We start from the raw sequence: 24,875 nt of genomic DNA on the forward strand, positions 1-24,875 counted from the left end.
CTCATTCACTCCTGTTCTCGTGCAGATAGGTCGCTTCCAGGTCGGACAGATGCAGCTTGACCGCAAGCGGGTATTTCTCATACGCATGCGCCAGTGCAAAGCTGCCGCCGCGCACCGAATCGTCAAACCCACCCATGTGCCAGCGTACCGCCATGGCCTCCTCGGTTTTCAGACGCAGAAAACGCTCGATGAGGTAGACTGATTTTTCGCCGTGGCCGTAAGGGAACTGGTCATCAACGGCATAGACCGGCACCTTTTCCCATTCGCCGTGGTCGTTTTTGCGGTTGCGAAGCTCAGTCTTGTAAAAGCCCGCTTTGCACAGGTCGTGCAGCAGCGAGACAAGCGTGAAACTCTCCAGGTTGTCGGTTTCCGGGTTGTAATGCTTGGAAATCAGCACATTATAGACGTTCAGCGAGTGGTCAAGCAGACCGCCCTCGTAGGCCGCGTGAAAGCGGGTGGACGCAGGCGCGGTGAAAAAGTCGGTCGTCTCCATCCATGCGAGCAGCTTATCCGCGCCCGGCCGATGGATGTTTTTCTGATAGGTTTCGATAAACAGGTCTTTATTGGTCATTTTGTTCCTCCATTCGGGCGCGGGCAAAGGCCAACAGCGCCTGCTGCGTGTTGTCCAGCGTGCCGTCCACAACGGCGTCGAGCAGTCTGTGCAGCATTTCTCCGACCGCAGGGCCGTGCAGGCCCAGTGCGGTCATATCGTCTCCGTTCACCGCGAGCTGCCGCAGCGACAGGCAGGCGTCCTGCGCGAGCACTTCGTTCAGCCGCCGTTCGGTTTCCCATAGTTCCGCCACGTTTTCCGGGTGCGTCCCCTGTCCGACCGCATCGCCCTTTTTGATTGCCAGCAGGTCGCGGAAGCGGCCCTCCCCGATTTGCACCAGACGGCGGCGCACCAGCTTGTCGCTGTCGCCCAGCGGGCGGTCATGCTGCTCGACCAGCAGCAGGATGCGTGCCGTCTGTTCGCCGGAAAAGCGCAGGCGGCGCAAAAGCGATGCCGCGATATCGCGGCTCACCTTGGGGTGGCCGTAAAAATGGCCGACGCCGTTTTCATCCACGGTTTTGCAGGCGGGTTTGCCGCAGTCGTGCAGCAGCATTGCCCAACGCAAACAGGGTTCGGCGGGCGCCTGCCCCACCGCGCGGGCACTGTGCTCCCAAACGTCATATAGATGGTAAGGGTTTTGCTGCGCGCAGCCCACCATCGGGGCAAGCTCGGGCAGCACTGCCGTTAAAATGTCGGAAAAGTCCCGCAGCGCGCGTATCGCAAACCGGCCGCACAGCATGCCGGTCAGCTCTTCGCGGATGCGTTCGGCCGCGATGCAGGACAATCGCCCGACCTGCCGCCGCATCGCGGCAGCGGTTTCGGTTTCGACCGTAAAGCCCAGCTGCGACGCAAAACGTACGCCGCGCAAAATGCGCAGCGCGTCCTCCTGAAAGCGTGCGTCCGGGTCGCCCACGGCGCGCAGTATGCCATCCTGCAAATCATCCAGCCCGCGAAACGGGTCGCACAGGCCGCGCTGCGGATGCCACGCCATCGCGCCGACGGTGAAATCCCGCCGCGCAAGGTCGGCGGTCACGTCGGGGACAAAACGAACCCCGTCCGGATGCCGTCCGTCCGAATAGCCGCCGTCCGCGCGGAAGGAAGTGATTTCCAGCGGGCCGCTGCCTGTCAGTACAGTCAGCGTGCCGTGCTTGAGGCCGGTTTCGAGCACCCGTTCTCCCGCGAAAACCGCCTGCATCTCGGCAGGCTTTGCCGCTGTGCACAAATCCCAGTCGTGCGGCTCAGCGCCGCGCAGACTGTCGCGCACGCAGCCGCCGACTGCCCATGTTTCATATCCCGCGTCCTCCAGCAGCGTGATGGCGCGTGCAGCGTGTGCGGGCAGATCAATCACGGTTTTCCTCTTTCTGATGCAGCTTATAGGATGTGCCGTCCGGGTTGATTACCACGGTGTTGTCCAGCTGAGATTTCAGGCTCTGGCGAAAGCCTGCCACATATTCCGCGCGCAGCGCCTGCTGCTCGGCTTTTTCCTCGTCGGTCAGTCCCTCGTTCTTGGCTTTTTTGGCAAGCGCATTGATGCGCGCAATTTTTTCATCGGTCATAACCGTATTCCTCCATCAAATTGAATGTGTCCTTATTATAGCAAACGGCGCGCGCAAAGTCGAGCGAAGGATGTGCATGCTTGACCGACTTTTCCCAGCGTGATACAATACTCTTGTATCAAAAATCCCTGCAAAGGAGTTTTATAGATGAAAATTGAAACCAAATGCCTGCATGAGGGCTACAAGCCCGAAAACGGCGGTCCGGGTGTGATGCCCATCGTCCAGTCCACCACCTATCGCTTCGATTCGACCGCACACATTGCGGGCCTGTTCGATATGCCGACCGAGTATATGTATTCGCGCTTTGCCAATCCGACCTGCGACGCGGTTGAGAAGAAAATCGCCGCGCTGGAAGGCGGCGCAGCTGCGATGCTGACCTCGTCCGGTCAGGCGGCCAGCCTGCTGTCCATTCTCAACCTGTGCTCGGCGGGCGACAGCTTCATCGCCGTTTCCACCATCTACGGCGGCACGATTAACCTGTTCGGCGTAACGCTCAAGAAACTCGGCATTGAGTGCATCTGGGCGGATGCGGAAGCCTCCGAGGAGGAGATTCAGAAGCTGTTCAAGGATAACACCAAGGCGGTGTTCGGTGAAACACTGGCAAATCCGGCACTGACTGTGTTCGACATTGAAAAGTGGGCGAACATTGCGCACAAAAACGGTGTGCCGCTGATTGTGGATAATACGTTTGCCACCCCGATCCTGTGCCGCCCGTTCAAGTGGGGCGCGGATATCGTTATCCACTCAACCACCAAGTACATGGACGGCCATGCCGTACAGGGCGGCGGCGTGATTGTGGACAGCGGCAAGTTTGACTGGGCGGCTTCGGGCAAGTTCCCGGATTTCACCGAGCCGGACGAAAGCTATCACGGCGTCGTTTATACCCGCGACTTCGGCAACATTGCTTACATTATCAAGGCGCGTATGCAGCTCATGCGTGATTTCGGCTGCTATCCGGCGGCGCACTCTGCATTTCTGCTCAATCTTGGTCTGGAAACCCTGCCCGTGCGCATGAAGCAGTACTGCGAGAACGCACTGACGGTTGCAAAGCATCTGGAAAAGTCGGATAAGATCCTCTCTGTTCGTTATCCCGCTCTGCCGGGCAACGAGCATTACGAGCGCGCGCAGAAGTATCTGCCGCTGGGCACTTCGGGCGTCATGAGCATTGATATCAAGGGTGGCCGCGCTCCTGCGATGAAGTTCATGGACAGCGTAAAGCTGGCCTGCAACGAGGTGCATGTTGCGGATATCCGCACCTGTGTGCTGCATCCGGCATCCGAAACCCATCGCCAGCTGACTGACGAGCAGCTGGTTGCCGCGGGCATTGAGCCGGGGCTGGTGCGTCTGTCGGTCGGCCTGGAGAATGTCGAGGATATCATTGCCGATATCGATCAGGCGCTGGCGCAGCTGGACTGAGCGCAGGCCGGTTGGCTGTTTTGAAAAGAATATAGGATATAAAAGCAGGCCGCAGCATGCGGCCTGCTTTTATATATTAGTATGGCGCGGCAGAGAGCGTTCCGAAAAAAAGAATAGATGGAATTATTTGGTTCATTCGATTGGAAAAAATTTTAACGGTTTATACACGCGTGAAAGTGGTATATAGCCGGAAAATTCATAGACATTTACTCGAATATATGATATACTGACCCTATTGAGTAGCATTTTGCCCAATATAAAAAAGAATGAAATAAATGAACTTATTGATAATTTATATCAAATAAAAAAATCTATTAAATTTCATAAAATACTATTGACAATTTCGCGGAACAATACTATACTGATGATGTTCCAATTAGAGAAAGGAAGGAACGACTTGAGAATCACACATGAAGCGGATTATGCAATCCGCGTGACCTATTGCCTGGCGCTGGCAGGGGGCAAGCAGTGTGCAAAAGATGTGGCAGAGTCGGCAGGTGTAACGCTGCGCTTCGCACTCAAGATTTTGCGCAAGCTGACCCAGTCCGGTATCACCAAGTCCTACAAGGGCGTGGCAGGCGGGTACGAACTCAATCGGCTGCCTTCGGAAATCTCTCTTGGTGAGATCATTGAATGCATTGACGGGCCGATTGCAATCAACCACTGCCTGGCCAATGAATTTCAGTGTACTCGTGTAGGCAACCGGAAGGAATGCGATTTTCATCGCGTGTTCTCCGAGATCAACCGGTCTCTGCGGGAGCAGCTTTGTTCCATTACGATGGATCGTTTTCTTCCGTCCCCAAAATAAAATCATTCAAAAAGGATATTAGGAGGAAAAAATCATGAAGAAGTTTGTTTGTTCCGTATGCGGTTATGTTTACGAAGGCGAAGCAGCTCCGGCTGAGTGCCCGGTTTGCCACGCTCCGGCTGAGAAGTTCAAGGAGCAGTCCGGCGAGAAGACCTGGGCGGCTGAGCACGTTGTCGGCGTAGCACAGGGCGCTCCGGAAGACATCATGAAGGATCTGCGTGCGAACTTCGAGGGCGAGTGCACTGAGGTTGGCATGTATCTGGCAATGGCTCGCGTTGCACACCGCGAGGGTTATCCGGAAATCGGCCTGTACTGGGAGAAGGCTGCTTACGAGGAAGCGGAGCATGCTTCCAAGTTTGCGGAACTGCTGGGCGAAGTCGTAACCGACTCTACCAAGAAGAACCTCGAGATGCGTGTTGAGGCTGAGAACGGCGCTACCGCTGGTAAGTTCGACCTGGCAAAGCGCGCTAAGGCGCTCAATCTGGATGCAATCCATGACACTGTACATGAGATGGCTCGCGACGAGGCTCGCCACGGCAAGGCTTTCGAGGGCCTGCTGCAGCGTTACTTCGGCTAAGAGAAGCTGTCAGGAAGGAACCGGAATTTCCGGTTCCTTCTTTTTTGCAGAAAAAAAGCGGCCTGCCGGTGCAGACCGCTTTTCATATCGTTAGAAAAATGCCGAACCGACCGACACGAGTAATGCAGTCAGCAGACCGGCCACACCAATGGCAAGGCCGCTCATCGCGCCTTCGGTTTCGCCCAGTTCAATGGCACGCGAGGTGCCGACCGCGTGGGCAGCGGTGCCGATGGACAGGCCCATCTGCACGGCGTTGCGCACGCCGATGCACTTGAGGAAAGTCGGCAGCAAGATGGCGCCCACGATGCCGGTGAATACCACGGCAATCGCAGTGATTGATGACAGACCGCCCAGCATCTCGGAAAGTGCAACGCCAATCGGCGTGGTGACCGATTTGGGAACCAGCGAACGGGTTGTCGCGTCGGACAAGCCGAACAGCCGGGAGAATAACAGCACACTCAGGATGGATGTCAGCGAACCGACCAAGGCGCCGGCCAGAATGGGAATTAGATTCTCTTTCAGCACATCCAGCTTGCGGTAAATCGGCACGGCGAGCGCTACAGTCGCCGGGGTCAGGAAAAAGGAAATCAGCTGACCGGCGCTTTCGTATGTTTGATAGGAGGTGCCGGTCACCACCAGCAGCGTCCCCACCAGTATGGCGGAGATCAGCAGCGGATTGCACAGCGGCGAGCCGGTTTTCTGCTGGATTTTAACGCCCAGTGCATAGCAGGCGATGGATAATGCCATCCAGAAGGTGGAGGAGGAAAGCAGGTTAGTCATGGTCAAACGCCTCCTCACTCTCACGGTGCTGTAAACGGAACACGATGTGCACGGTGAGCGCAGTGGCCGCGGCGGTGCAAAGCGTGGTCAGCACGCATACCGCAAGCATAGCCAGAATTTCGTTCTTGATCTGCGCGAAAATCTCCAGCACGCCCAAGCAGGCGGGCAAGAAGAAAAACGCCATGTTTTGCAGCAGAAAATCTGCGGAATGCTCGACATGGTCCATACGGACCGGGCCGAAAATCAATAGCAGAAGCAGCAGTGTCAGTCCGAGCACATTGCCGGGCAGCGCGCCGTGCAGGAGGATGGATAGCGCGTCGCCTGCGACGCAGCAGGCGATCAGGACGCCCAGTTGCCGAATGTAGTTCAAGGGGTTTCGTCTTCTTTCTCGGTTTCGTAGTCTGCGGTCATGGCGCCCAGAAGGGTCTGGTAGATCGCCTCCGCGTTGGTTTTGAAGGTGCGCTCAAGCATCGCGGCCTGTCCGCGGCTGACCACATCCATCTCGATAGCGAACACCTGCTCCATTTCCATGCGAATGGTCAGGTCGTTTGCGGCGCGCTCGGTCACCGTCGTATGAATCGCAGCGTCCCGGCGGATTTGGCGCACGACACGCAGCGCGGAGCGCTGTGCGGCTTCGCGCACCGGATAGGGAAGCTGCTTTTCAAACACGCGGATGGCTTCGCGGCCTTTGTCAGTAATGCGGTAGGCGGGTTCCCCATCGCCGGGGACCTCTTCGATGTGGCCGGTCGGCACCATCTCATAAAAGGCTTCGCTCAGCTCAAAGTAACCGAAGCCTTCATCGCACCAGGTCGTCAGGTCCACAACCGTGCTGAAATTGACCGGAAAGGGCAGCAAATCCATAGAAAACAGAATGAGAAATTTGATATCCTCTTTGGAATGGATAAAACCGTGACGGACCATAATGCGCAAGCCTCCTCTGTTGACAAAATCGCTTAAAGTAGTATACCCCAAAAAGCAAGAAAAAGCAATCGGCTGAGCGGACAAGGATGCGGGCGTCCAAGCGGTTTGTGTTTGTTTGTTTTTGACGGAAAAGCGCACAAAGAACAGGCGAACGCATGTACGATTTTTGGCGGCGAGGACGGTAAAAATCGGTTGAACAACAAGGGCGCGCGCGGTATAATGAAAAGACGGAAACTATCGCAACGGGAGAGAAATACTATGCCGGAAGTCGTTTTGCGCGTCGCAACCGAACAGGATGCGGCCGATATGCTGGCGCTGTATGCGCCGTATGTAATTCAAACCACGGTGTCGAGCGAGTACGCGCCGCCGTCGCTGGAGGAATTTCTCGGGCGCATGCGCACTTATGGCCAGCGTCTGCCGTGGCTGGTGTGCACGGTAGACGGGGAAGTGGTCGGCTACGGTTATGCTTCGCCTCACCGTACCCGCGCGGCGTATCAGTGGTCGGTCGAGACGTCGATTTATGTCGCGCAGGAGTGGCATCGCCACGGCATTGCCGGCGCGATTTACGCGGCGCTGTTTGAGCTGCTTGCCATGCAGGGATACTATAACATCTATGTTGGCATTACTTCGCCCAACGAGCGCTCAATGAAGTTCCATAAGGCGATGGGCTTTATCATCTCGGGTGCATATCAGGAGAGTATGTACAAGTTCGGTCAGTGGCGGGATGTGCTGTGGATGGGCAAAAGCCTGCGTCCGCATGAGGGCGAACCGCAGCCGACCGTCCCGTTCCCCGAAATCAAGGACAGTCCGCTGGTCGCCCGCGCGCTGCGGCAGGCGGAGCAGCGCATTCATCTGTAAAACGCAAAGGAGGTCGGGCGCATGGCGGATAAACTGCATCAAAACCATCGGGAGCGCGTGATGGAAAAGTTCCGCCGCTTCGGGCTGGATGTGTTCAGCGACCATGAAGTGCTCGAGCTTCTGCTGTTTTTCGCTATTCCGCGTGTGGATACCAACCCGACCGCGCACCGGCTGCTGGAACGTTTCGGTTCGCTGCATGCGGTGCTGGAAGCGCCGGTCGAGCAGCTTTGCGAGGTACAGGGCATCGGGCCGCGCTCGGCCGACCTGCTCAAGCTGTCGTTTGCACTGTGCGCGCGATATCAGCAGGACGTGGCCAAGAGCGAGCGGCACAGTGATAAGCTCAACAGCTATGAAAAAATCGGAGAGTATTTCATGCCGCAGTTTGCGGGAGAACAGGATGAGGTGCTGCTCGCCGCCTATCTGGACGGGACAGGGCGCGTCATCAAGTGCGAGGAAATTGCCCGCGGCGGGCACGCACATGTGCCGGTGGACGCTTACAAAATCGCAAGCGGCGCGCTGATTTGTCATGCGGCAGGCGTTGCGGTTGCACACAATCACCCGAACGGGACGGCGACACCGTCCGAAGCGGATATGCTTGCTACGCGGCGGCTGGAGCAGACCCTGTCGGGACTGGGATTGCAGCTGGTTGATCACTGCGTGGTCGCCCGCGGAAAATACATATCCATTTGCAGGCTGCGCGCCGGTCAGATGGGACAGAGGAGGTAGAATATGCCGGATTTTCACATTGTAAGTCCGTATAAAATGGCGGGCGATCAGCCGGAAGCGGTCGCAAAGCTGGTTGAGGGTATCAATAATGGCCTGACCGAGCAGACTCTGATGGGTGTGACCGGTTCGGGCAAGACCTTCACCATGGCCAACATCATCGAGCAGACCCAGCGGCCGACGCTGGTGCTTGCGCATAACAAAACGCTCGCCGCGCAGCTGTGTACCGAGCTGCGGGAGTTTTTTCCGGATAACGCGGTTGAGTATTTTGTCTCTTATTATGACTATTATCAGCCCGAGGCATATATCGCCTCGACCGACACTTATATCGAAAAGGATTCGGCCATCAACGATGAAATCGACCGCCTGCGCCACTCTGCGACCTCGGCGCTCTCCGAGCGGCGGGACGTGATTATCGTCTCGTCTGTGTCGTGTATTTATTCGCTGGGCGACCCGATAGATTATAAGAAGATGGTTATTTCGCTGCGTCCCGGTATGGAAATCAGCCGCGAAACACTGATTCACCGGCTCATTGACATTCAGTATGAGCGCAACGACATCGCCTTCGAGCGCAACCGCTTCCGCGTGCGTGGCGATACGGTAGAGATTTGGCCGGTATATTCGGATGAGGACGTGGTGCGCATCGAGTTTTTTGGGGATGAGGTTGACCGTATCAGCCGCATCAATCCGCTCACCGGCGTGGTGCTGGGAGAACTCGGACACACGGCCATTTTCCCCGCCAGCCACTATGTCACGCCCAAGGATAAATTGCAGGCTGCCATCAAAGATTTGGAGGAAGAGCTGGAGCAGCGCATCCAATATTTTGAGGAGAACGGCAAGCTGATTGAGGCGCAGCGCATCGGGCAGCGCACGCGGTACGATATCGAAATGTTGCAGGAAATCGGCTTTTGCAGCGGCATCGAGAACTATTCGCGCGTGCTATCGCGCCGAGAGCCGGGCAGCGCCCCGTTTACCCTGATTGACTACTTTCCGGAGGATTTTTTGCTGATCGTGGACGAGAGCCATGTCACGCTGCCGCAGGTGCGCGCCATGTATCACGGCGACCGCGCCCGCAAGGAGAGTTTGGTCGAAAACGGCTTTCGTCTGCCCTCGGCTTATGACAACCGCCCGCTCAACTTCGAAGAGTTCAACGAGCGCTTAAACCAGATTGTTTATGTCTCCGCGACGCCCGGCGAATATGAGCTGTCGCGCTCGGGGCAGGTGGTGGAACAGGTCATCCGCCCGACCGGCCTGCTCGACCCGGAGGTGGTCGTGCGTCCGGTCGAGGGACAGATTGACGACCTGATTGGCGAAATCAACACGCGCACCGCCAAGGGAGAGCGCGTGCTGGTGACAACGCTGACCAAAAAGATGGCCGAGGATTTGACCGGCTATCTGGAAACCGCGGGCATCAAGGTGCGTTATATGCACCATGACGTGAAAACCATCGAACGGCAAGAGCTGGTGCGCGATCTGCGGCTAGGCGTGTTCGATGTGCTGGTCGGCATCAATCTGCTGCGTGAGGGTCTGGATATCCCGGAGGTGTCGCTCGTCGCCATCCTCGACGCGGATAAAGAAGGCTTCCTGCGTTCCGAGACCTCGCTCATCCAGACCATCGGCCGCGCCGCGCGTAATGAGCACGGTATGGTCGTGCTGTATGCGGACAGCATCACGCCTTCGATGCGCCGCGCGATGGACGAGACCGAGCGCCGCCGCGCCTTGCAGGACGCGTTCAACAAAAAACACGGCATTACGCCGAAATCGGTCAAAAAGAAGGTGCAGGACGTTATCGAAATTACGTCCAACGTGCCGACGAGCAGCAAAAAGAAGCTGCGCACCAAGGGCGAGCGGCAGCAGGAGATTGCCCGCCTGACAAAGCAGATGAAGGAAGCGGCCAAGATGCTGGAATTCGAGATTGCCGCGCAGCTGCGTGACCAGATTCGGGCGCTGGAGGAAGGAAAATGAGGATTTTCACACTCATGGAGGATACCGTGTGCGCGCCGGACTTTGCCTGCGAGCACGGCCTGAGCTTTTTTATCGAAACGGGCGGCCGTAAGCTGCTGTTTGATATGGGGCAGACCGATTTGTTTTTGAAAAACGCGGAGACGCTCGGTATCGACCTGTCCGCGGTGGACATGGCCTTTGTCTCGCATGGGCATTACGACCATGGCGGCGGACTGACGGCGTTTCTGGCAATCAACGACCATGCGCCGGTTTATGTGCACGAAAAGGCGTTCGAGCCGCACTTTTCCCACAAGCCGGAGGGTATCAAGGACATCGGTCTGGACATGGCGCTGGCAGCGAATCCGCGTCTGCGGTGCGTCAGTGGAGTGACGCAGATAGATGAAACGCTGACCCTGTTTTCCGATATCACCGGTACGGACTGTGTGCCTGCGGGCAACCGCACGCTGTACGAGCGGGAAAGCGGAGCGTATGTCCCCGACCGTTTTCTGCATGAGCAAAGTCTGATCGTGCGTGAAGGGGATAAGGCAGTGCTGTTTACGGGCTGCGCACATCGGGGCGTGGTCAACATTTGCGCGCGGGCGAAGGAACTGCTCGGCCGCGATCCGGATGTTGTCATCGGCGGCATGCACCTGTTCAGCCCGTCGACCGGCAAAAGTGAGCCGGACGAGAATATCCGCGCGGTTGCAGAACGCCTTGCGGACACAAACAGCCGCTACTATACCTGCCACTGCACCGGCCCGCACGCCTATGACGTGCTGCGGGAAACGCTCGGTGCGCGCATCGCGTTCCTGTCTGCGGGCAGTATCATTGAGGTGTGAAAATGAATTTTAATATTTGCGCACAATATAAGGCGATCAAGTTACATAAGCCGGTGTTGTTAGGTGGCGAGAAATATATCAAGGATCCTTATCGCCAAAAGTTGGTGAAGTTGACACCGGAAGAGGTTGTGCGTCAGAAAACGGTTCGGTTTTTAGAGCAGGAGCTGAAGGTACCGCTTTATTGCATTCGTTTGGAGCAAAGTATGCGGCATTATCAGGTGGATTCCAATATCCGTGCGGATATCGTAATCGAAGGTCAGCGCAAGCGGAAAAATGAGGTCAACCCAATCGCCGTAGTCGAATGTAAAGCAGAATATGTTGCGCTAACCGAGCCGGTTGTGCAGCAGGCAATGGATTATGCGGATAGCATGGGCTGTGATTACATATTTTTGACCAATGGCGTGACTATGCGCGTTGGTAAATGGGTTGAGGAAAAGAAAGTCTATCTTTGGCTGGAAAAACTGCCAACCTATGTGGAAATGTGTCAAGGAAAGTTTAAACCGGTGCAGCAGACTGAACCGTTCGTGCGTGCGCCATTTGGACAGTGGGAGCAGGCAATTGAAGAATGCTATCGGCTTAATGAGTTCGGCAAAGATACGCCAAAGAAAATGCTACCGTTCATGATCAACCTTCGGCAGTGCTTATTGGATGTTTCCCATACATTGCCAAAACGGCAGTACCGACTGTTTGAAGTGCTGGAGGATTGGGGAAACCGAGAACTTTCGTTTGGAAATCATAGCGGCGGAAGTTATTATGGCCTTTATCGGTCATTTCTAATTCGATATAAACGACAGAAAATTATTGTTAGTTTTGGTTTTAACTGTTTTGGAACTAGTACCATTTTGTGTGTAGGAATAGAGGAGCGTGCGCATTCACATCACTCTTTGCAATTATCTATGGATAAAAATTTACTGTGTCACGGCAATCGTTTTCAAGTGACACATTCAGGACGAATTGGTGTAGGAAATATTGGTAGCGGCAAGATCGAGGAACTGAGAAAAGGCTTGGAAAAATGTTATCCGGATATTTTGGTTGACAACAAAATTGTTCTGGGAACACTGATCAATGATAGGTTGTTTTATCTTGATGATGCCGCGGTTGTTACGCTGATGGAAAACCTGATTTCATATGCTTTAGTACGGGATGAGTACAGAGAATATTTGATTCGAAGAAATAAAAGAATTAGTAACAAATGAAATAAGGTGAGAACGAAACATTATGCACGAATATATTCATGTCAAGGGTGCGCGTGAGCACAACCTGAAAAACATCGATATCAAGATTCCGCGCGACAAGCTGGTCGTGCTGACCGGTCTGTCCGGTTCGGGCAAGTCGTCGCTGGCGTTCGACACCATTTATGCCGAGGGCCAGCGCCGCTATGTCGAGTCGCTGTCCAGCTACGCGCGGCAGTTTTTGGGGCAGATGGACAAGCCGGACGTGGATTACATCGACGGTTTGTCGCCCGCCATTTCGATTGACCAGAAAACCACTTCGCAGAACCCGCGTTCAACGGTCGGCACGGTCACGGAGATTTACGACTACATGCGTTTGCTTTGGGCGCGCATCGGCACGCCGCATTGTCCCAAGTGCGGCAAGGAGATTCATCAGCAGACCATCGACCAAATCATCGACCGGCTGATGACGCTCGAGGAAAGAACGCGCGTGCAGATTCTCGCGCCGGTCATCCGCGGCAAAAAAGGCGAGCATGTCAAGGTGTTCGAGGACGCCAGACGGCAAGGCTATGTCCGCGTGCGGGTGGACGGCGAAATGCGTGATCTGTCCGAGGAGATTAAGCTGCAAAAGACCAAAAAGCACAACATCGAGATTGTTGTCGACCGTATTTCGATTCGCGCGGATGTGCGCAGCCGTCTGACCGACTCGGTCGAGACCGCGGCGGCGCTGTCGGGCGGTCTGGTGATTGCGGACGTGGTCGGCGGCGAGCCGATCACCTTTTCGCAGAACTATGCCTGCGAGGACTGCGGCATTTCCATCGAGGAACTCACCCCGCGCATGTTCTCGTTCAACAACCCCTACGGCGCATGTCCGGTGTGTACGGGACTGGGCATGCAGATGCGCGTCGACCCGGACCGCATTCTGCCCAACCGCAAGCTGTCCATCCGCAAGGGGGCCATCCGCGCCTCCGGCTGGGGCAGCGCCGAGCCAGGCACGATTGCGGGTATGTACTTCACGGCGCTGGGCAAAAAGCACGGCTTCACGCTCGACACGCCAATCGAGGAGATGAGCGACGCGGCGGTGCACGAGCTGCTGTACGGCACAGGCGATGAGCCGCTGGAGCTGTCGGTCAGCCGTGTGTCGGGCGGCGTGATGCGCCAGCCGTTCGAGGGCATTGTGGTCAATCTGGAACGCCGCTACAAGGAAACTTCAAGCGACTATGCACGCAGTGAAATCGAAGAGTGCATGAGCGAAATTCCCTGTCCCGCGTGCCACGGCCGCCGTCTGCGGCCCGAGGTGCTGGCGGTCACGGTCGGCGGACTGAATATCGCGGAGTTTTCCGAAAAGTCGGTCGTTAAGGCGATGGAATTTTTGCATACCTTGCAGCTGACCGAGATGCAGCACAAAATCGGCGACCGCGTCATCAAAGAAATTATGGACCGATTGGGCTTTTTGCAGTCGGTCGGACTGGAATACCTGACACTTTCGCGCTCGTCCGGCACGCTGTCGGGCGGTGAGAGCCAGCGCATCCGGCTTGCCACCCAAATCGGCTCTTCGCTGATGGGTGTGCTGTATATTCTGGATGAGCCGTCCATCGGCCTGCACCAGCGCGACAATGACAAGCTGCTTGCCACCCTGAAACGTCTGCGCGACCTTGGCAATACGCTGATTGTGGTCGAGCACGACGAGGACACCATGCTTGCGGCTGACTATATCGTGGACATCGGTCCGGGCGCGGGACGAGGCGGCGGCGAGGTCGTGTTCGAGGGCAAGGTGGATGACTTGCTGCAATGTGAAACCTCGCTGACTGGACAGTACCTTTCCGGCCGCAAGTGCATTCCGGTGCCCGCGGTGCGCCGCAAGGGCAACGGCAAAAAACTGACGGTTAAGGGCTGCGCGGTTAACAACTTAAAGCACACGGACTTTACCATTCCGCTTGGGACGTTCACCTGCGTGACCGGCGTGTCCGGCTCGGGAAAATCCTCGTTTGTCAACGAGATTCTTTACAAAAAGCTCGCTGCCGAACTGAACGGCGCCAAGACGCGTGCGGGCGCGCACGATAAATTTATCGGCCTTTCCTATCTTGATAAGGTCATCGACATCAACCAGTCGCCCATCGGGCGCACGCCGCGTTCCAACCCCGCGACCTACACGGGCGTATTCAACGACATTCGCGACCTGTTCGCCAAAACGGCGGATGCCAAGGCGCGCGGCTACGGTCCGAGCCGTTTTTCCTTCAACGTCAAGGGCGGACGATGCGAGGCCTGCGCGGGCGACGGCCTGCTCAAAATTGAGATGCACTTTTTGCCGGATGTGTACGTGCCCTGCGACGTGTGCAAGGGCAAGCGGTATAACAAGGAAACGCTAGAGGTGCGCTACAAGGGCAAGAACATCTATGAAGTCCTTGATATGACGGTGGACGAGGCGTGTGAGTTTTTCGCTAACGTCCCCAAAATCGCACGGCGGTTGGAGACCATGCGCGAGGTCGGTCTGGGGTATGTCAAGCTCGGCCAGTCCTCCACCACGTTGTCGGGCGGCGAAGCGCAGCGCGCCAAGCTCGCCACCGAGCTGAGCAAGCGCTCGACCGGCAAGACCATCTATATCCTCGATGAGCCGACTACCGGCCTGCACGTCGCGGATGTGCACAAACTGGTCGATGTGCTGCAAAAGCTGGTCGATGCGGGCAATACCGTGGTCGTCATCGAGCACAATCTGGACGTTATCAAAACCGCGGATTATATCCTCGACCTCGGTCCTGAGGGCGGCGACGGCGGCGGCCGTCTGGTGGTGGCCGGCACGCCGGAGGAAGTCGCGGCTTGCCCGGATTCCTACACCGGACAGTATCTCGGACGGATGTTGGAACGGCAGAATGCGGCGAAAACAGAAGAATAAAGCGGCTTTTTGCGTGAAAAAAGCGGGCATTTCCCTGTGAAATGCCCGCTTTTGACAATTTGCATAAAAATGTTGAGCTTTGTGGCGCGTTTTGGTATAATAATGGTAATATAAAATAAATGAGGGAGACATATGAAAACAAAGCGATGGGTAATCGCCGACCCTGCCGAGGCGCGCGTGCGTGCGCTGTCGGAAGAGGGCGGGTATGCCCCGCTGGCTGCAGCCGTTCTGGTGGCGCGCGGCATCGACACGCCCGAGGCCGCAGCCGATTATCTGAGCTGTGATACATCCGGCCTGTACGACCCGTTTCTGCTGGCGGATATGGACAAAGCTGTCGCGGTAATACGCGGTGCAATCGCGCGCGGCGAGCATATTGTGGTATACGGTGACTATGACGTGGATGGTGTGACTGCCACCTGCACACTGGTGGATTATCTGCGCAGCTGCGGCGCGGCCTGCGAATATTACATCCCCAACCGCTTGCGCGAGGGCTATGGTCTGTCCCGCGCGGCGATGGAGGAATTGTATGAGAAGGGGACTCGTCTGCTGATTACGGTCGACTCTGGCATCACCGCTGACGAGGAGATCGCGGTCGCGCGCGAGCTTGGCATGCAGGTGGTTATCACCGACCACCATGAGTGCCACGACGCGCTGCCCGCAGCGGATGCGGTGGTCGATTACAAGCGGTCGGACTGCACCTACCCGTTTGACAGCCTTGCCGGTGTGGGTGTAGCGTTCAAGCTGATCTGCGCGCTCGAGGGCAATGCGGAAACCGTACTCGAGCGGTATGCGGATTTGGTGGCGCTGGGCACGGTCGCGGATGTGATGCCCATTACGGGCGAAAACCGTATTATCGTGGCGGCGGGCCTGAAGAAAATGGCCGCAACCGGCAATGTCGGTCTGGAAATGCTGCTGCGCGAGGCAGGTATGAAGCACAAACGCCTGACCTCCTCGACCATCAGCTTTGTGCTGGCCCCGCGTATCAACGCGGCGGGCCGTATGGGACGCGCGGAGCTTGCCGCCGAGCTGTTTTTGACGCATGACCCGGTGCGCGCGCAGGCGCTTGCTGCGCAGCTTTGCGAGCAGAACAAGCTGCGGCAGAATGAGGAAAATCAGATTTTAACGCAGGCGCTTGCCCGTCTGCGCAAGGAATACAATCCGCTGGAGGATAAAATCATCGTGCTGGCGGAAAAAGGCTGGCATCACGGCGTAATCGGCATTGTCTGTTCGCGCCTGTGTGACCGGTACGGCTGTCCGGTCGTGCTGATTTCGCTTGACGAGGACGGCACGGGCAAAGGCTCGGGCCGCTCGGTGGGCGGGTTTAACCTGTTTGATGCGCTGACCTCGTGTGAGGACCTGCTCGAGCGCTACGGCGGGCACGCGCTTGCCGCCGGCCTGACCGTCGACGCGGATAAGGTGGATGCGCTGCGCGAGCGGCTGCGCGCTTATGCCGAGGCCCACGTCACCATGGCGGAGCTGGTGCCGCAATTGCACATTGACTGCATGGTGCGCCCCGAATGGCTGACCGAGGAGAATATCGAAGCGCTGAACGTTCTCGAGCCGTACGGCATGCGCAACGTCGAGCCGGTGTTCTGCATGAAGGACATGGTGGCGGAGGACATCACGCCCATTTCGTCCGACCGGCATGTGCGCATGATGCTGGTCAAGGACGGCGTGCGCTTTTCCGCAATCTGGTTTGGAACAGGCGCAGGCGGACTCGGCTTTGTCGAGGGAAACTACGTCGACGCCGCTTTTCATCTGGAGATTAACGAGTTCCGTGGCCGCCGCACCGTGCAGCTGACGCTGTGCGACGCGCAGCTGAGCGACTGCGAGCATCTGGCCGACCAGAAGCTGCTCAATGTGTACAATACCTATATGGCCGATGGGCCGCTGACCGCGCGCGAGGCGCGCCTGCTGCTGCCCGACCGGAAGGATTTGGTGGCGGTGTGGCGGCATATCGTGTGCCGCGCGGAGGACGGTCGCCTGTCTGTGCCGGACGGCGCACTTTCGCGCCGCGTGGCGTGGGAGAGCCGCCGCGACATCAATATCGGCAAGCTGTTTGTGTGTCTGGATGTGTTTTCCGAGTCCGGACTGATCAGTTATCATTTCAAGGAAGGGATGCTCAACATCCTGCTTAAGCCTTACGAGGGTAAGGCGGATATATCCGGTTCGGTCGTTCTGGCCACGCTGCAAAGCATGGCGGGCTAACGGAATGGGGGAACGAAGTATGCAAAACAAACTGGATTTTTTAATCGAGCGCGTGCAAAAGCAAAACCCGCAGGCGAATATTCGAAAAATCCGTGCGGCTTATGAGTGCGCGGCTGCTGCGCATGAGGGACAAAAACGCAAAAACGGTGAGCCATATATCATCCATCCGGTTTCGGTTGCGGAAATCGTGGTGGAAATGGGGCTGGATACCGACTCGATTTGCGCGGCGCTGCTGCATGACTGTATCGAGGACACCGACTTCGGCTACAAGGAAATCGAAAATAAATTCGGTACGCCGGTTGCCGAGCTGGTCGACGGCGTCACCCGTCTGGGCATGCTGCGCTACTCCAAGGAGCAGGAGCAGTTTGAGGACCTGCGCAAGATGTTCCTCGCCATGGCGAAGGATATCCGCGTCATTCTCATCAAGCTGGCGGACCGTTTGCACAATGCGCGCACCTTCCAGTATCTGCCTGAGCGCAAGCAGCGCGACAAGGCGCTGGAAACGATGGAAATTTACGCGCCGATTGCCCACCGTCTGGGCATGAGCCGCATCAAGTGGGAGCTGGAGGACCTTTCGCTCAAAATTCTCGACCCTATCGGCTACAACGAGATTGTCGAGGGCTTGAAAAAGCAAAGCGAGCAGCAGGAGGAATTCCTCAAGAGCATTCAGGAGCGCATCAGCGCCAAGCTCGCGGAGGCGCATATCAAAAATACAATTTCCGCGCGTGTCAAGCACATCTATTCGATTTACCGCAAGATGTACGCCCAGCACAAGACGATTGACGAGATTTACGACATCTGCGCGGTGCGTGTGATCGTGGACACCGTGGCCGACTGCTACAATGTGCTCGGCTATGTGCACGACCTCTATAAGCCGATTCCCGGGCGTTTCAAGGACTATATCTCCACGCCCAAGCCCAACGGCTATCAGTCGCTGCACACGACAGTCATCGGGCGCGCGGGCGTGCCGTTTGAAATCCAGATCCGCACCACCGAAATGCACAAGATGGCGGAATACGGCGTGGCAGCGCACTGGAAATACAAGCAGGGCCTGACCAAAAAGGGCAATGAGGAAACCTTCGCATGGATTCGTCAGCTGCTGGAAGCACAGCAGGACACCGAGGCCGAGGACTTCATCAAGAACATCAAGGTCGACCTGTTTGCCGACGAGGTGTTCGTCTTTACGCCCAAGGGCGACGTGGTCAACATGCCTGCGGGCGCGACCCCGATTGACCTTGCCTACGCCATTCACTCAGCGGTCGGCAACCGCATGACCGGCTGCAAAATCAACGGACGTATCGCGCCGATTGACAGCCAGCTGAAAAACGGCGATATTGTCGAAATCCTGACCTCCAAGGAGGCGCATGGACCGAGCCGCGACTGGGTCAAAATCGTCAAGACCACCGAGGCGCGCAACAAGATTAAGCAGTGGTTCAAGAAGGAGTGCCGCGAGGAGAATATCGTCAACGGCCGCGAGGACCTGGACCGTGAGCTGCGCGCGAATTTGTTGTACAACGGCTTTTATGAGAACGAGGAAGTGCGCAAGAATACACTCAATAAGTTCTCTTTCAACACGCTTGACGAGCTGTATGCCGCCATCGGTTACGGCGGCATCACGCTGACCAAGGTCATCAACAAGGTCAAGGACGATGTCGGTAAGCTGCGCCGCCAGCGTGAGCAGGCCGAACGCGCGGCGCATCCCCAGCCGGAGCAGCAGCCCAAGCGCGTCACCCGCTCAACGACCGGCGTAGTGGTCGAGGGCATCGACAACTGTCTGGTCAAGTTTGCGCGCTGCTGTACCCCGATTCCGGGCGACGAAATTGTCGGCTTTGTTACGCGCGGCTACGGCGTGTCCATCCATCGGCGCGACTGCGTCAATGTCCACATGCAGGAGGACCCGGACCGCTGGGTGCGTGCGTGGTGGGATGAGGATTTGGCCATTTCCGACCGCTCCAACCGCTTCTCTACCGGCTTGCAGATTTCCACGCGCAGCCGTATCGGCGTGCTGAGCGATGTGACTGCGGTGCTCGCCGCCTGCAAAATCAACGTGCACGAGATTTCCGCGCGCGACCTCAACGACGGCTACGGCGTTATCAACGCGATGGTGGACGTTGCAGGCGTGCACCAGCTTGACAACCTCATCAGCCGCTTGCGCTCCATTAAGGGCGTAGTAGATGTGACGCGCACGGTGGACACTAACTGACAAAAGATAAATCCAAAAGGAACAACCATGCAGAAGAAATATTTCTTTTTTGATATCGACGGCACGCTGAGCGTTGGGCAGACTATGGTCATGCCTGAGAGTGCGGTGCGCTGTCTGGAACAGCTGCGCGCCAACGGGCATTTTACAGCACTCGCCACCGGTCGCTTACAGGCATCGGCGGCACGGTTTGCCGCGCAGCACAGTTTTACGGATTTTGTTGCGGATGGCGGATACAGTCTGACCCTCGGCGGCAAGATTGTGGAGATGAAGAGTCTGCCTGCGGCAGACTGCATCGCGCTGATTGACCGTCTGGAAACGGCGGGCATCCCATGGGCGGTCACGCCGGTCAATGAGCGCATTTGTGTGACCACGGATAAACGCTATCTGGACGCTGCGCCGCCTGAATACTTTCCGACGCGGTACGACCCGGCATTTGATTACCGCACGTTGCAGGTGCTGTATAAGGTCAACATCGCGTGTACGGCGGAGCAGGAGTGCAACATTGATTTTGGATCGCTGCCAACCGTGCGGTACAATCGTGATATCCTGCTCGTTGAGCCAACCGAAAAGCAAAATGGCATTCGCCGTATGGTGGAGCGGCTCGGTATTCCGAATGAGGACGTGGTCATCTTTGGGGACGGCACGAACGACGTGTGTATGTTTGGACAGGGCTGGTTCTCGATCGCGATGGGTAACGCACGTGATGCGCTCAAGCGCATGGCAGATTATGTGACCGACCCGGTCGATCAGGATGGCCTGTGGAATGCCTGCCGTCATTTCGGCTGGATTTAAGGAGAGACGCACATGTTGTTTGATACGCACGCACACTACGATGATGAACGCTTTGACGAGGACCGCGACGCGCTTTTAACCTCCATGCCGGAGCACAATGTCGGCCTGATTCTCAATCCGGGCTGCGATGTGGAGACTTCGCGCAAGGCAGTGAGCTATGCACAAAAATACTCGTTTGTATATGCTGCGGTCGGAATTCATCCGGAAAATATCAACGAAAACTGGAATAATGACCTTGCGGTCATCAAAGAACTGGCTGAGACCGAGCCGCGCGTGCGCGCCATTGGGGAGATTGGGCTGGACTACTATTGGGAAAAGGACGAGCGCGCCCGCGCGCGGCAGCAAGTCGTATTCGCGCATCAGATGGAGCTGGCGCGCGAGCTGGACAAGCCGGTGATTGTGCATGACCGTGACGCACATGCGGACTGTCTGGAAATTGCACGGCGGTATGCCGGTACGCGAGGCGTATTCCACTGCTTTGCGGGCAGTGTCCAGATGGCACGTGAGCTGCTGGACTTAGGCTATTACCTGTCGTTCACAGGTGTGATTACCTTCAAGAATGCGCGCCGCGCCATTGAGGTGATCCGCGAGGTGCCGCTGGACCGGCTGATGGTCGAGACGGATGCACCCTACATGGCGCCCGAGCCGTTTCGGGGTCGACGCAATTCGTCGCTGTATGTTTATCGTATGGCCGAAACGATTGCGCAGATTAAAGGGATGGATGCCACGGAAGTGGAACGTGTAACGATGGAAAACGGCAAGCGGCTGTTTGGCATCAATTGAGTCAGTTGACAACAGAATACACAAAAAAGCCCGCCAATGGCGGGCTTTTTTCTTGGAGCGGATGATGGGAGTCGAACCTGCGCAGAGGGTGCAGAATATCAGGCGTTTTCGGTATCTGTGTTGCATTTCGTGTTGCATAATGCTTCAAAATAGCGGTCAATTTGGTCATCAACGGCCTTGCGTTTGTCCGAAAAGGTGTGCTGGTAGACGGTTTGCAGCACAGCATTCGTTGACCAGCCGCCGCGCTCCATGGCGTACTTGTCCGGCACGCCCAGCTGCAACATGACCGAGGCGTTCAAATGCCGCAAGTCGTGAAAGCGCATGTGCGGCAGCCCGGCCGCGTCGATTGCTGCGACAAAGCGGTTATAGATCACCGCGCCGCTTTCCTTGATGATTGGTTCGTCCGGCTTTCCTTTGCCGATCAGCTGCCGCAGATAGGGCGGTAGGCGCAACCGCCGCGTGCTGGTGAAAGTCTTTGTTTGCTCGCGCACTTCCTCGTGATCGCCGACATGCAGCACCGTGCGCCGGATCGTCAGGATGTCGCCGCTGATGTCGCCGTAGCGCAGGCCGCGCACCTCGCTCATGCGCAGCGACAGCCAGAGCGCTAGCAGGGCAGGCAGCTCGACCGATGTGCCTTGCACGGCATGGATCACCTGCTCGGGTGTGGGCAGGGTACGCAGCTGTCGCTTTTTAGCGGGCAGCGTGACGCGCAGTCGAAGGTCGGGCGCAAACATGGCGCACGCGGCTGAAATCAGGCCGTAGGCGTTGGCGACAGTCTTAGGTGAGCACTCTACCGCTTCGCGGTTGATCGCGCTTTGTACGGCCGCTGAATCCAGCGCAGCGAGTGACAGCTTTTGCAGCGCCCCAAACCGGTGCTTGGCAATTGACCGATAGGCCTGTACAGTCGTGGGGGAGAGCACATGCTCCTTGGAGTCGATGTACTGCTCGATGGCCTGCGCAAGCGTCAGCTCCGCAGCAGTGCCGCCCTTGCGCTTGCGGGTGAGGTATTCGCTGGCCAGAAACTCCGCTGTGCGCTTGTCCGGATCAGTAAAGGATTTGTATTGCCGCTTGCCGGAGGCATCTTTGCCGGTATAGACCAGTACGCGGTAGTTGCCTGATGGTAATTTCTTTGCTGTTGCCATTGCGAAAACCTCCAAAAAAGGAACGTTTGTTCGACTTGAGTGGGCGTAAAAATGCAGACCACAACAAAACAGTGTTCGGTTGTGGTCTGCGGGGTTATTTTAGCGCTCAGCTTCATCGGGAATATATTCCATAATATCTCCAGGTTGACAATTTAGAAGCTTACAGAGACGCTCTATGATTTCGGTAGTGACATATTGATTTTTGATTAGACGATCAACCGAATTTGCGTGAATGCCATTAAGCCGCAACCAGCGTTTGTTGATACCTTGTTGCTCCATCAAGGAGAAAAGCTTTTCATATGTAATTGGCATATTAAATTTCTCCTATGATTATAACTGAATGGGTTGTACGTTAAAATAGACAAAATCAATAATTTTGATATCACGATTTTGAATATTTCGTTCATTGAAAACTTGTCTATTATAACGTACAATATACATGGTGATAGCAAGTCACTGTGTGTTCCTTAATAACTCAACAGCAAGGGTGCGCTCCTATGAAGCCAGCGCCGGGTAGTTGCAGACCGTTAGGTATCCCATAGCGAAGAGTAACAGCAAATGTACATGGCTCAAGTGTGCAAAATGTAGTGCCAAGGAAAGATTAGTTAATAGATTCGGCTGCTTACAGTCCTAAAATCTGTTTTTTCTTTGCGTCAAATTCTTCTTGAGTTAGCACACCAGCATCCAAGAGTTCTTTTAGCTCATAAAGCAGATTAATTTGGTCATCAACTTCCTTTTGCGTATTAGTTGACTGTGCCGTAGGCGTAGGCTGTTTGAGGTCTATTAAAAGATTATGCAGGCGTTCACTAACATTTTTCGCCTGATTCTTCTCAAAAGCAACTTTAAACTGTTCCCTGATAGTGTCAACTGTGATAGTACCAAGAGCAAGCCCTGAAGAGAATGTAATATCATTGATCTGATCGAGCGCAACACTTATCAGGTTTTCTCCAATGAATTTCTTTTGGGCAAGAATAAAGCGGCGATTTGTAACAGCATAAGCATAGTTGCCATCGTGTTTTGACGCAGATTGGTAATTATGCAGACCTTCAAATACGAACAGTACTTGTTCATCTGGCTGCAATGCGTTTTGGATAAGTGTGAAGTGCTTTACATCCCAACTTTTCATTGAACCTTGCCCAAGATGATTTGCAACGCAAAACTGAATCATTTCTTCTGCGGTTCGCATCTTAAATCCCCCTTAAAGATTGACAAAATTAGCCAATCTTGTATAATGGTATTGGAGGACTGTGTGAAACACTCCATATTTGCCCGTTCCGGTGGTGGTGCACTGGGGCGGGCGCTTTTTATGTGTCCAATTTGAACACCGGTATTTTGTACATGATATGCAATATATTGATTTGCCCTTGCCAAAACCCAAGATGTGGTGTATTATTGAAAATACAAACACTTGTTCGATTTCTGGAGGAGATCAAATGACGGATCGAGAAAAATATATGCTCAAGCTGATTCGGACTTCGGCTGATCCGTCAGCTGCCATGGAAAAGGTCAGGAAGATTCTTTCTTCTGATCCGTCTCCAACACACGAAGCGCAGCGTCCTGCAGGGCAGGAGAAGCGTTTCTGAACAATTCAAGCAGCTCGTTTTCTTCGGCGCTTAATCCTGCGTCCTCTTCGGAGGGCGCATTTTTTTTATCAGTAGCGCCGAGCAGATAGTCGGTCGATACTCCGAAAAAGGCTGCAAGCTGCTTTACGGTGTCGGTATCAGGATCGCGTTTGCCGTTTTCCCAGCTGGAAACCGTGTTCTGGGCAACGTTAAGTTCCTTTGCAAGGTCGGCTTGGGATAGCCCAGCCTCATCACGCAAAGATTTTATCCGTGTCATTGATATCACCACCTATTGTGATGCAATAATATCACAAAAAGTAATATCAAAAAATAGATTAGCACTATACGAGAAAAAATTGCTTAAATTCTATTGACATATCACTTAGAGTGATATATATTTATAATCACTAAAAGTGATAAGGGGGTGAGAGGGATGGAACAAGAGTTGGACGAGCGCTTTTGGGTATGTGTCTCACGCCATTGCGTAGCCGCGCATGAAAGCGCATGCGAGAAAACGCCTGTGCACTGGGGAAAAATCTGTGAACCGTGTCAGTATGTCCACCGGTGCTTCAAGACGGACTGCGGCGGTTATTGGCCGACAGCCAATGCGATATTAAGACAAAAAAGCGGCATTGGCTGTCAATTCATGCGGCCGTGGAAGGATTAGTAAACGGATTTTTGATAAACCGGGCATTCAAAATTTTCCTGAGATGCACCGGGGCAATCTCCCAGCGCACCAGCGCTGCAAGAGTAACCGTCCTTGCTGTAGTAGGTTCCGGTGTCTCCACATACTTCTATCTTTTCATAATCAACTCGGACAGACACCGGTTTTTTACTCAGCGGGCAACTACACTGATAGGTTTTTGAAACCATAGTTCCACCTCCTTCCTGCTTCCATGGTAACACATGGAAGCAGAGGGGGCAAGGAGCGATAGGGAGGTGAGAGGGTGAAGAAAACAGTTCTTAACAGAATTTTGAGATTGGAGAAGCGAGTAGATAGTTTGACAGAGATGCAGACTGTCAGCACGGAGCATTTTCAATGTTTAGATCTCAAGAACGTGGCGCGAATGGTGGATACATTGGCTACCTCACGGAACCGTTCTTTGTTTGAGCATCAGGAAATCTATCGGGGCTTCAAATTTGACCGT

General features: G+C 55.4%; 25 protein-coding genes. 14 read left to right on the plus strand and 11 right to left on the minus strand.

Annotated features, from left to right (window positions below):
- Position 1 precedes the first annotated feature (1 nt).
- From ACESSO_RS07745 to ACESSO_RS07755, 3 genes are read right to left on the minus strand one after another with little or no spacing between them, the layout of a single operon-like run.
- Positions 2-571, minus strand: coding sequence for a hydrolase (locus tag ACESSO_RS07745; protein ID WP_373164467.1), 570 nt, complete (start codon positions 569-571; stop codon positions 2-4).
- Positions 561-1,898 carry a CCA tRNA nucleotidyltransferase gene (locus ACESSO_RS07750; protein WP_373164468.1) on the minus strand — a complete coding sequence of 446 codons (1,338 nt, stop codon included), beginning with the start codon at positions 1,896-1,898 and terminating at the stop codon, positions 561-563. The genes ACESSO_RS07745 and ACESSO_RS07750 overlap by 11 nt, the downstream gene beginning before the upstream one ends.
- Positions 1,891-2,106, minus strand: coding sequence for a DUF896 domain-containing protein (locus tag ACESSO_RS07755; protein ID WP_373164469.1), 216 nt, complete (start codon positions 2,104-2,106; stop codon positions 1,891-1,893). Before ACESSO_RS07755 ends, ACESSO_RS07750 begins: the two co-directional genes overlap by 8 nt.
- A 147-nt stretch (positions 2,107-2,253) precedes the next feature.
- Here ACESSO_RS07755 and ACESSO_RS07760 point away from each other — a divergent pair, with 147 nt between their 5' ends.
- The 3 genes from ACESSO_RS07760 (at position 2,254) to ACESSO_RS07770 (ending at position 4,907) form a co-directional block, all read left to right on the plus strand.
- Positions 2,254-3,522 (plus strand): O-acetylhomoserine aminocarboxypropyltransferase/cysteine synthase family protein, encoded by a 1,269-nt coding sequence (locus ACESSO_RS07760; RefSeq protein ID WP_373164470.1) that lies wholly within the window; start codon positions 2,254-2,256, stop codon positions 3,520-3,522.
- Positions 3,523-3,919: 397 nt separating this feature from the next.
- Complete coding sequence (locus tag ACESSO_RS07765) at positions 3,920-4,330, plus strand: Rrf2 family transcriptional regulator (RefSeq protein ID WP_297283994.1); 411 nt, start codon at positions 3,920-3,922, stop codon at positions 4,328-4,330.
- A gap of 34 nt (positions 4,331-4,364) precedes the next feature.
- Positions 4,365-4,907, plus strand: a complete 543-nt coding sequence (locus tag ACESSO_RS07770; RefSeq protein ID WP_297275085.1) for an NADH peroxidase — start codon at positions 4,365-4,367, stop codon at positions 4,905-4,907.
- 90 nt (positions 4,908-4,997) lie between these two features.
- Here the strand turns inward: ACESSO_RS07770 and ACESSO_RS07775 are convergent, their stop codons facing one another.
- The 3 genes from ACESSO_RS07775 to ACESSO_RS07785 are packed head-to-tail and all read right to left on the minus strand — an operon-like array spanning position 4,998 to position 6,608.
- Positions 4,998-5,687 carry an LrgB family protein gene (locus ACESSO_RS07775; protein ID WP_373164471.1) on the minus strand — a complete coding sequence of 230 codons (690 nt, stop codon included), beginning with the start codon at positions 5,685-5,687 and terminating at the stop codon, positions 4,998-5,000.
- Positions 5,680-6,057, minus strand: a complete 378-nt coding sequence (locus ACESSO_RS07780) for a CidA/LrgA family protein (RefSeq protein WP_373164472.1) — start codon at positions 6,055-6,057, stop codon at positions 5,680-5,682. Before ACESSO_RS07780 ends, ACESSO_RS07775 begins: the two co-directional genes overlap by 8 nt.
- Entirely contained in the window at positions 6,054-6,608 is a 555-nt protein-coding gene (locus tag ACESSO_RS07785) for a DUF4364 family protein (RefSeq protein ID WP_373164473.1), read from the minus strand. The genes ACESSO_RS07780 and ACESSO_RS07785 overlap by 4 nt, the downstream gene beginning before the upstream one ends.
- 258 nt (positions 6,609-6,866) lie before the next feature.
- Between ACESSO_RS07785 and ACESSO_RS07790 the strand changes: the two genes are divergently transcribed.
- The 10 genes from ACESSO_RS07790 to ACESSO_RS07835 all read left to right on the plus strand — a co-directional run bounded on the left by ACESSO_RS07790 (position 6,867) and on the right by ACESSO_RS07835 (position 21,023).
- The gene (locus ACESSO_RS07790; protein WP_373164474.1) at positions 6,867-7,466 is read left to right on the plus strand and encodes an N-acetyltransferase family protein; all 600 of its coding nucleotides are present in this window, start codon (positions 6,867-6,869) and stop codon (positions 7,464-7,466) included.
- A 21-nt stretch (positions 7,467-7,487) separates the two neighbouring features.
- On the plus strand, positions 7,488-8,192 hold the full coding sequence (locus ACESSO_RS07795; protein ID WP_373164475.1) for a RadC family protein: 705 nt from the start codon (positions 7,488-7,490) through the stop codon (positions 8,190-8,192).
- A 3-nt stretch (positions 8,193-8,195) separates the two neighbouring features.
- Entirely contained in the window at positions 8,196-10,154 is a 1,959-nt protein-coding gene (gene uvrB, locus ACESSO_RS07800; protein WP_373164476.1) for an excinuclease ABC subunit UvrB, read from the plus strand.
- Entirely contained in the window at positions 10,151-10,972 is an 822-nt protein-coding gene (locus ACESSO_RS07805) for an MBL fold metallo-hydrolase (RefSeq protein WP_373164477.1), read from the plus strand. The genes uvrB and ACESSO_RS07805 overlap by 4 nt, the downstream gene beginning before the upstream one ends.
- A gap of 2 nt (positions 10,973-10,974) precedes the next feature.
- The gene (locus ACESSO_RS07810) at positions 10,975-12,168 is read left to right on the plus strand and encodes a type I restriction enzyme HsdR N-terminal domain-containing protein (protein WP_373164478.1); all 1,194 of its coding nucleotides are present in this window, start codon (positions 10,975-10,977) and stop codon (positions 12,166-12,168) included.
- 22 nt (positions 12,169-12,190) lie between these two features.
- Entirely contained in the window at positions 12,191-15,037 is a 2,847-nt protein-coding gene (uvrA, locus tag ACESSO_RS07815; RefSeq protein ID WP_373164479.1) for an excinuclease ABC subunit UvrA, read from the plus strand.
- A gap of 132 nt (positions 15,038-15,169) precedes the next feature.
- Positions 15,170-17,245, plus strand: a complete 2,076-nt coding sequence (gene recJ, locus ACESSO_RS07820; protein ID WP_373164480.1) for a single-stranded-DNA-specific exonuclease RecJ — start codon at positions 15,170-15,172, stop codon at positions 17,243-17,245.
- Between the two features lie 19 nt (positions 17,246-17,264).
- The gene (locus ACESSO_RS07825) at positions 17,265-19,448 is read left to right on the plus strand and encodes a bifunctional (p)ppGpp synthetase/guanosine-3',5'-bis(diphosphate) 3'-pyrophosphohydrolase (RefSeq protein WP_373164481.1); all 2,184 of its coding nucleotides are present in this window, start codon (positions 17,265-17,267) and stop codon (positions 19,446-19,448) included.
- A gap of 27 nt (positions 19,449-19,475) precedes the next feature.
- Positions 19,476-20,240 (plus strand): HAD family hydrolase, encoded by a 765-nt coding sequence (locus tag ACESSO_RS07830; RefSeq protein ID WP_373164482.1) that lies wholly within the window; start codon positions 19,476-19,478, stop codon positions 20,238-20,240.
- A gap of 12 nt (positions 20,241-20,252) precedes the next feature.
- Positions 20,253-21,023 (plus strand): TatD family hydrolase, encoded by a 771-nt coding sequence (locus ACESSO_RS07835; protein ID WP_373164483.1) that lies wholly within the window; start codon positions 20,253-20,255, stop codon positions 21,021-21,023.
- A gap of 98 nt (positions 21,024-21,121) precedes the next feature.
- Here ACESSO_RS07835 and ACESSO_RS07840 read toward each other — a convergent pair whose 3' ends face one another.
- From ACESSO_RS07840 to ACESSO_RS07855, 4 genes are all read right to left on the minus strand, one after another.
- Complete coding sequence (locus ACESSO_RS07840; protein ID WP_373164484.1) at positions 21,122-22,165, minus strand: site-specific integrase; 1,044 nt, start codon at positions 22,163-22,165, stop codon at positions 21,122-21,124.
- 99 nt (positions 22,166-22,264) lie between these two features.
- Positions 22,265-22,477, minus strand: coding sequence for a helix-turn-helix domain-containing protein (locus ACESSO_RS07845; protein ID WP_373164485.1), 213 nt, complete (start codon positions 22,475-22,477; stop codon positions 22,265-22,267).
- A 310-nt stretch (positions 22,478-22,787) separates the two neighbouring features.
- Positions 22,788-23,351: a PH domain-containing protein gene (locus ACESSO_RS07850; protein ID WP_373164486.1), complete on the minus strand. Its 564-nt coding sequence runs from the start codon at positions 23,349-23,351 to the stop codon at positions 22,788-22,790.
- Between the two features lie 320 nt (positions 23,352-23,671).
- Positions 23,672-24,004 (minus strand): helix-turn-helix domain-containing protein, encoded by a 333-nt coding sequence (locus tag ACESSO_RS07855; RefSeq protein WP_373164488.1) that lies wholly within the window; start codon positions 24,002-24,004, stop codon positions 23,672-23,674.
- Between the two features lie 156 nt (positions 24,005-24,160).
- Between ACESSO_RS07855 and ACESSO_RS07860 the strand changes: the two genes are divergently transcribed.
- Positions 24,161-24,394: a hypothetical protein gene (locus tag ACESSO_RS07860; RefSeq protein WP_373164489.1), complete on the plus strand. Its 234-nt coding sequence runs from the start codon at positions 24,161-24,163 to the stop codon at positions 24,392-24,394.
- Here the strand turns inward: ACESSO_RS07860 and ACESSO_RS07865 are convergent.
- On the minus strand, positions 24,391-24,600 hold the full coding sequence (locus ACESSO_RS07865) for a hypothetical protein (protein WP_373164490.1): 210 nt from the start codon (positions 24,598-24,600) through the stop codon (positions 24,391-24,393). The genes ACESSO_RS07860 and ACESSO_RS07865 overlap by 4 nt on opposite strands.
- Between the last annotated feature and the right edge of the window lie 275 nt (positions 24,601-24,875).

This window comes from Agathobaculum sp. Marseille-P7918, from assembly GCF_964248325.1.
GTDB lineage: Bacteria > Bacillota > Clostridia > Oscillospirales > Butyricicoccaceae > Agathobaculum.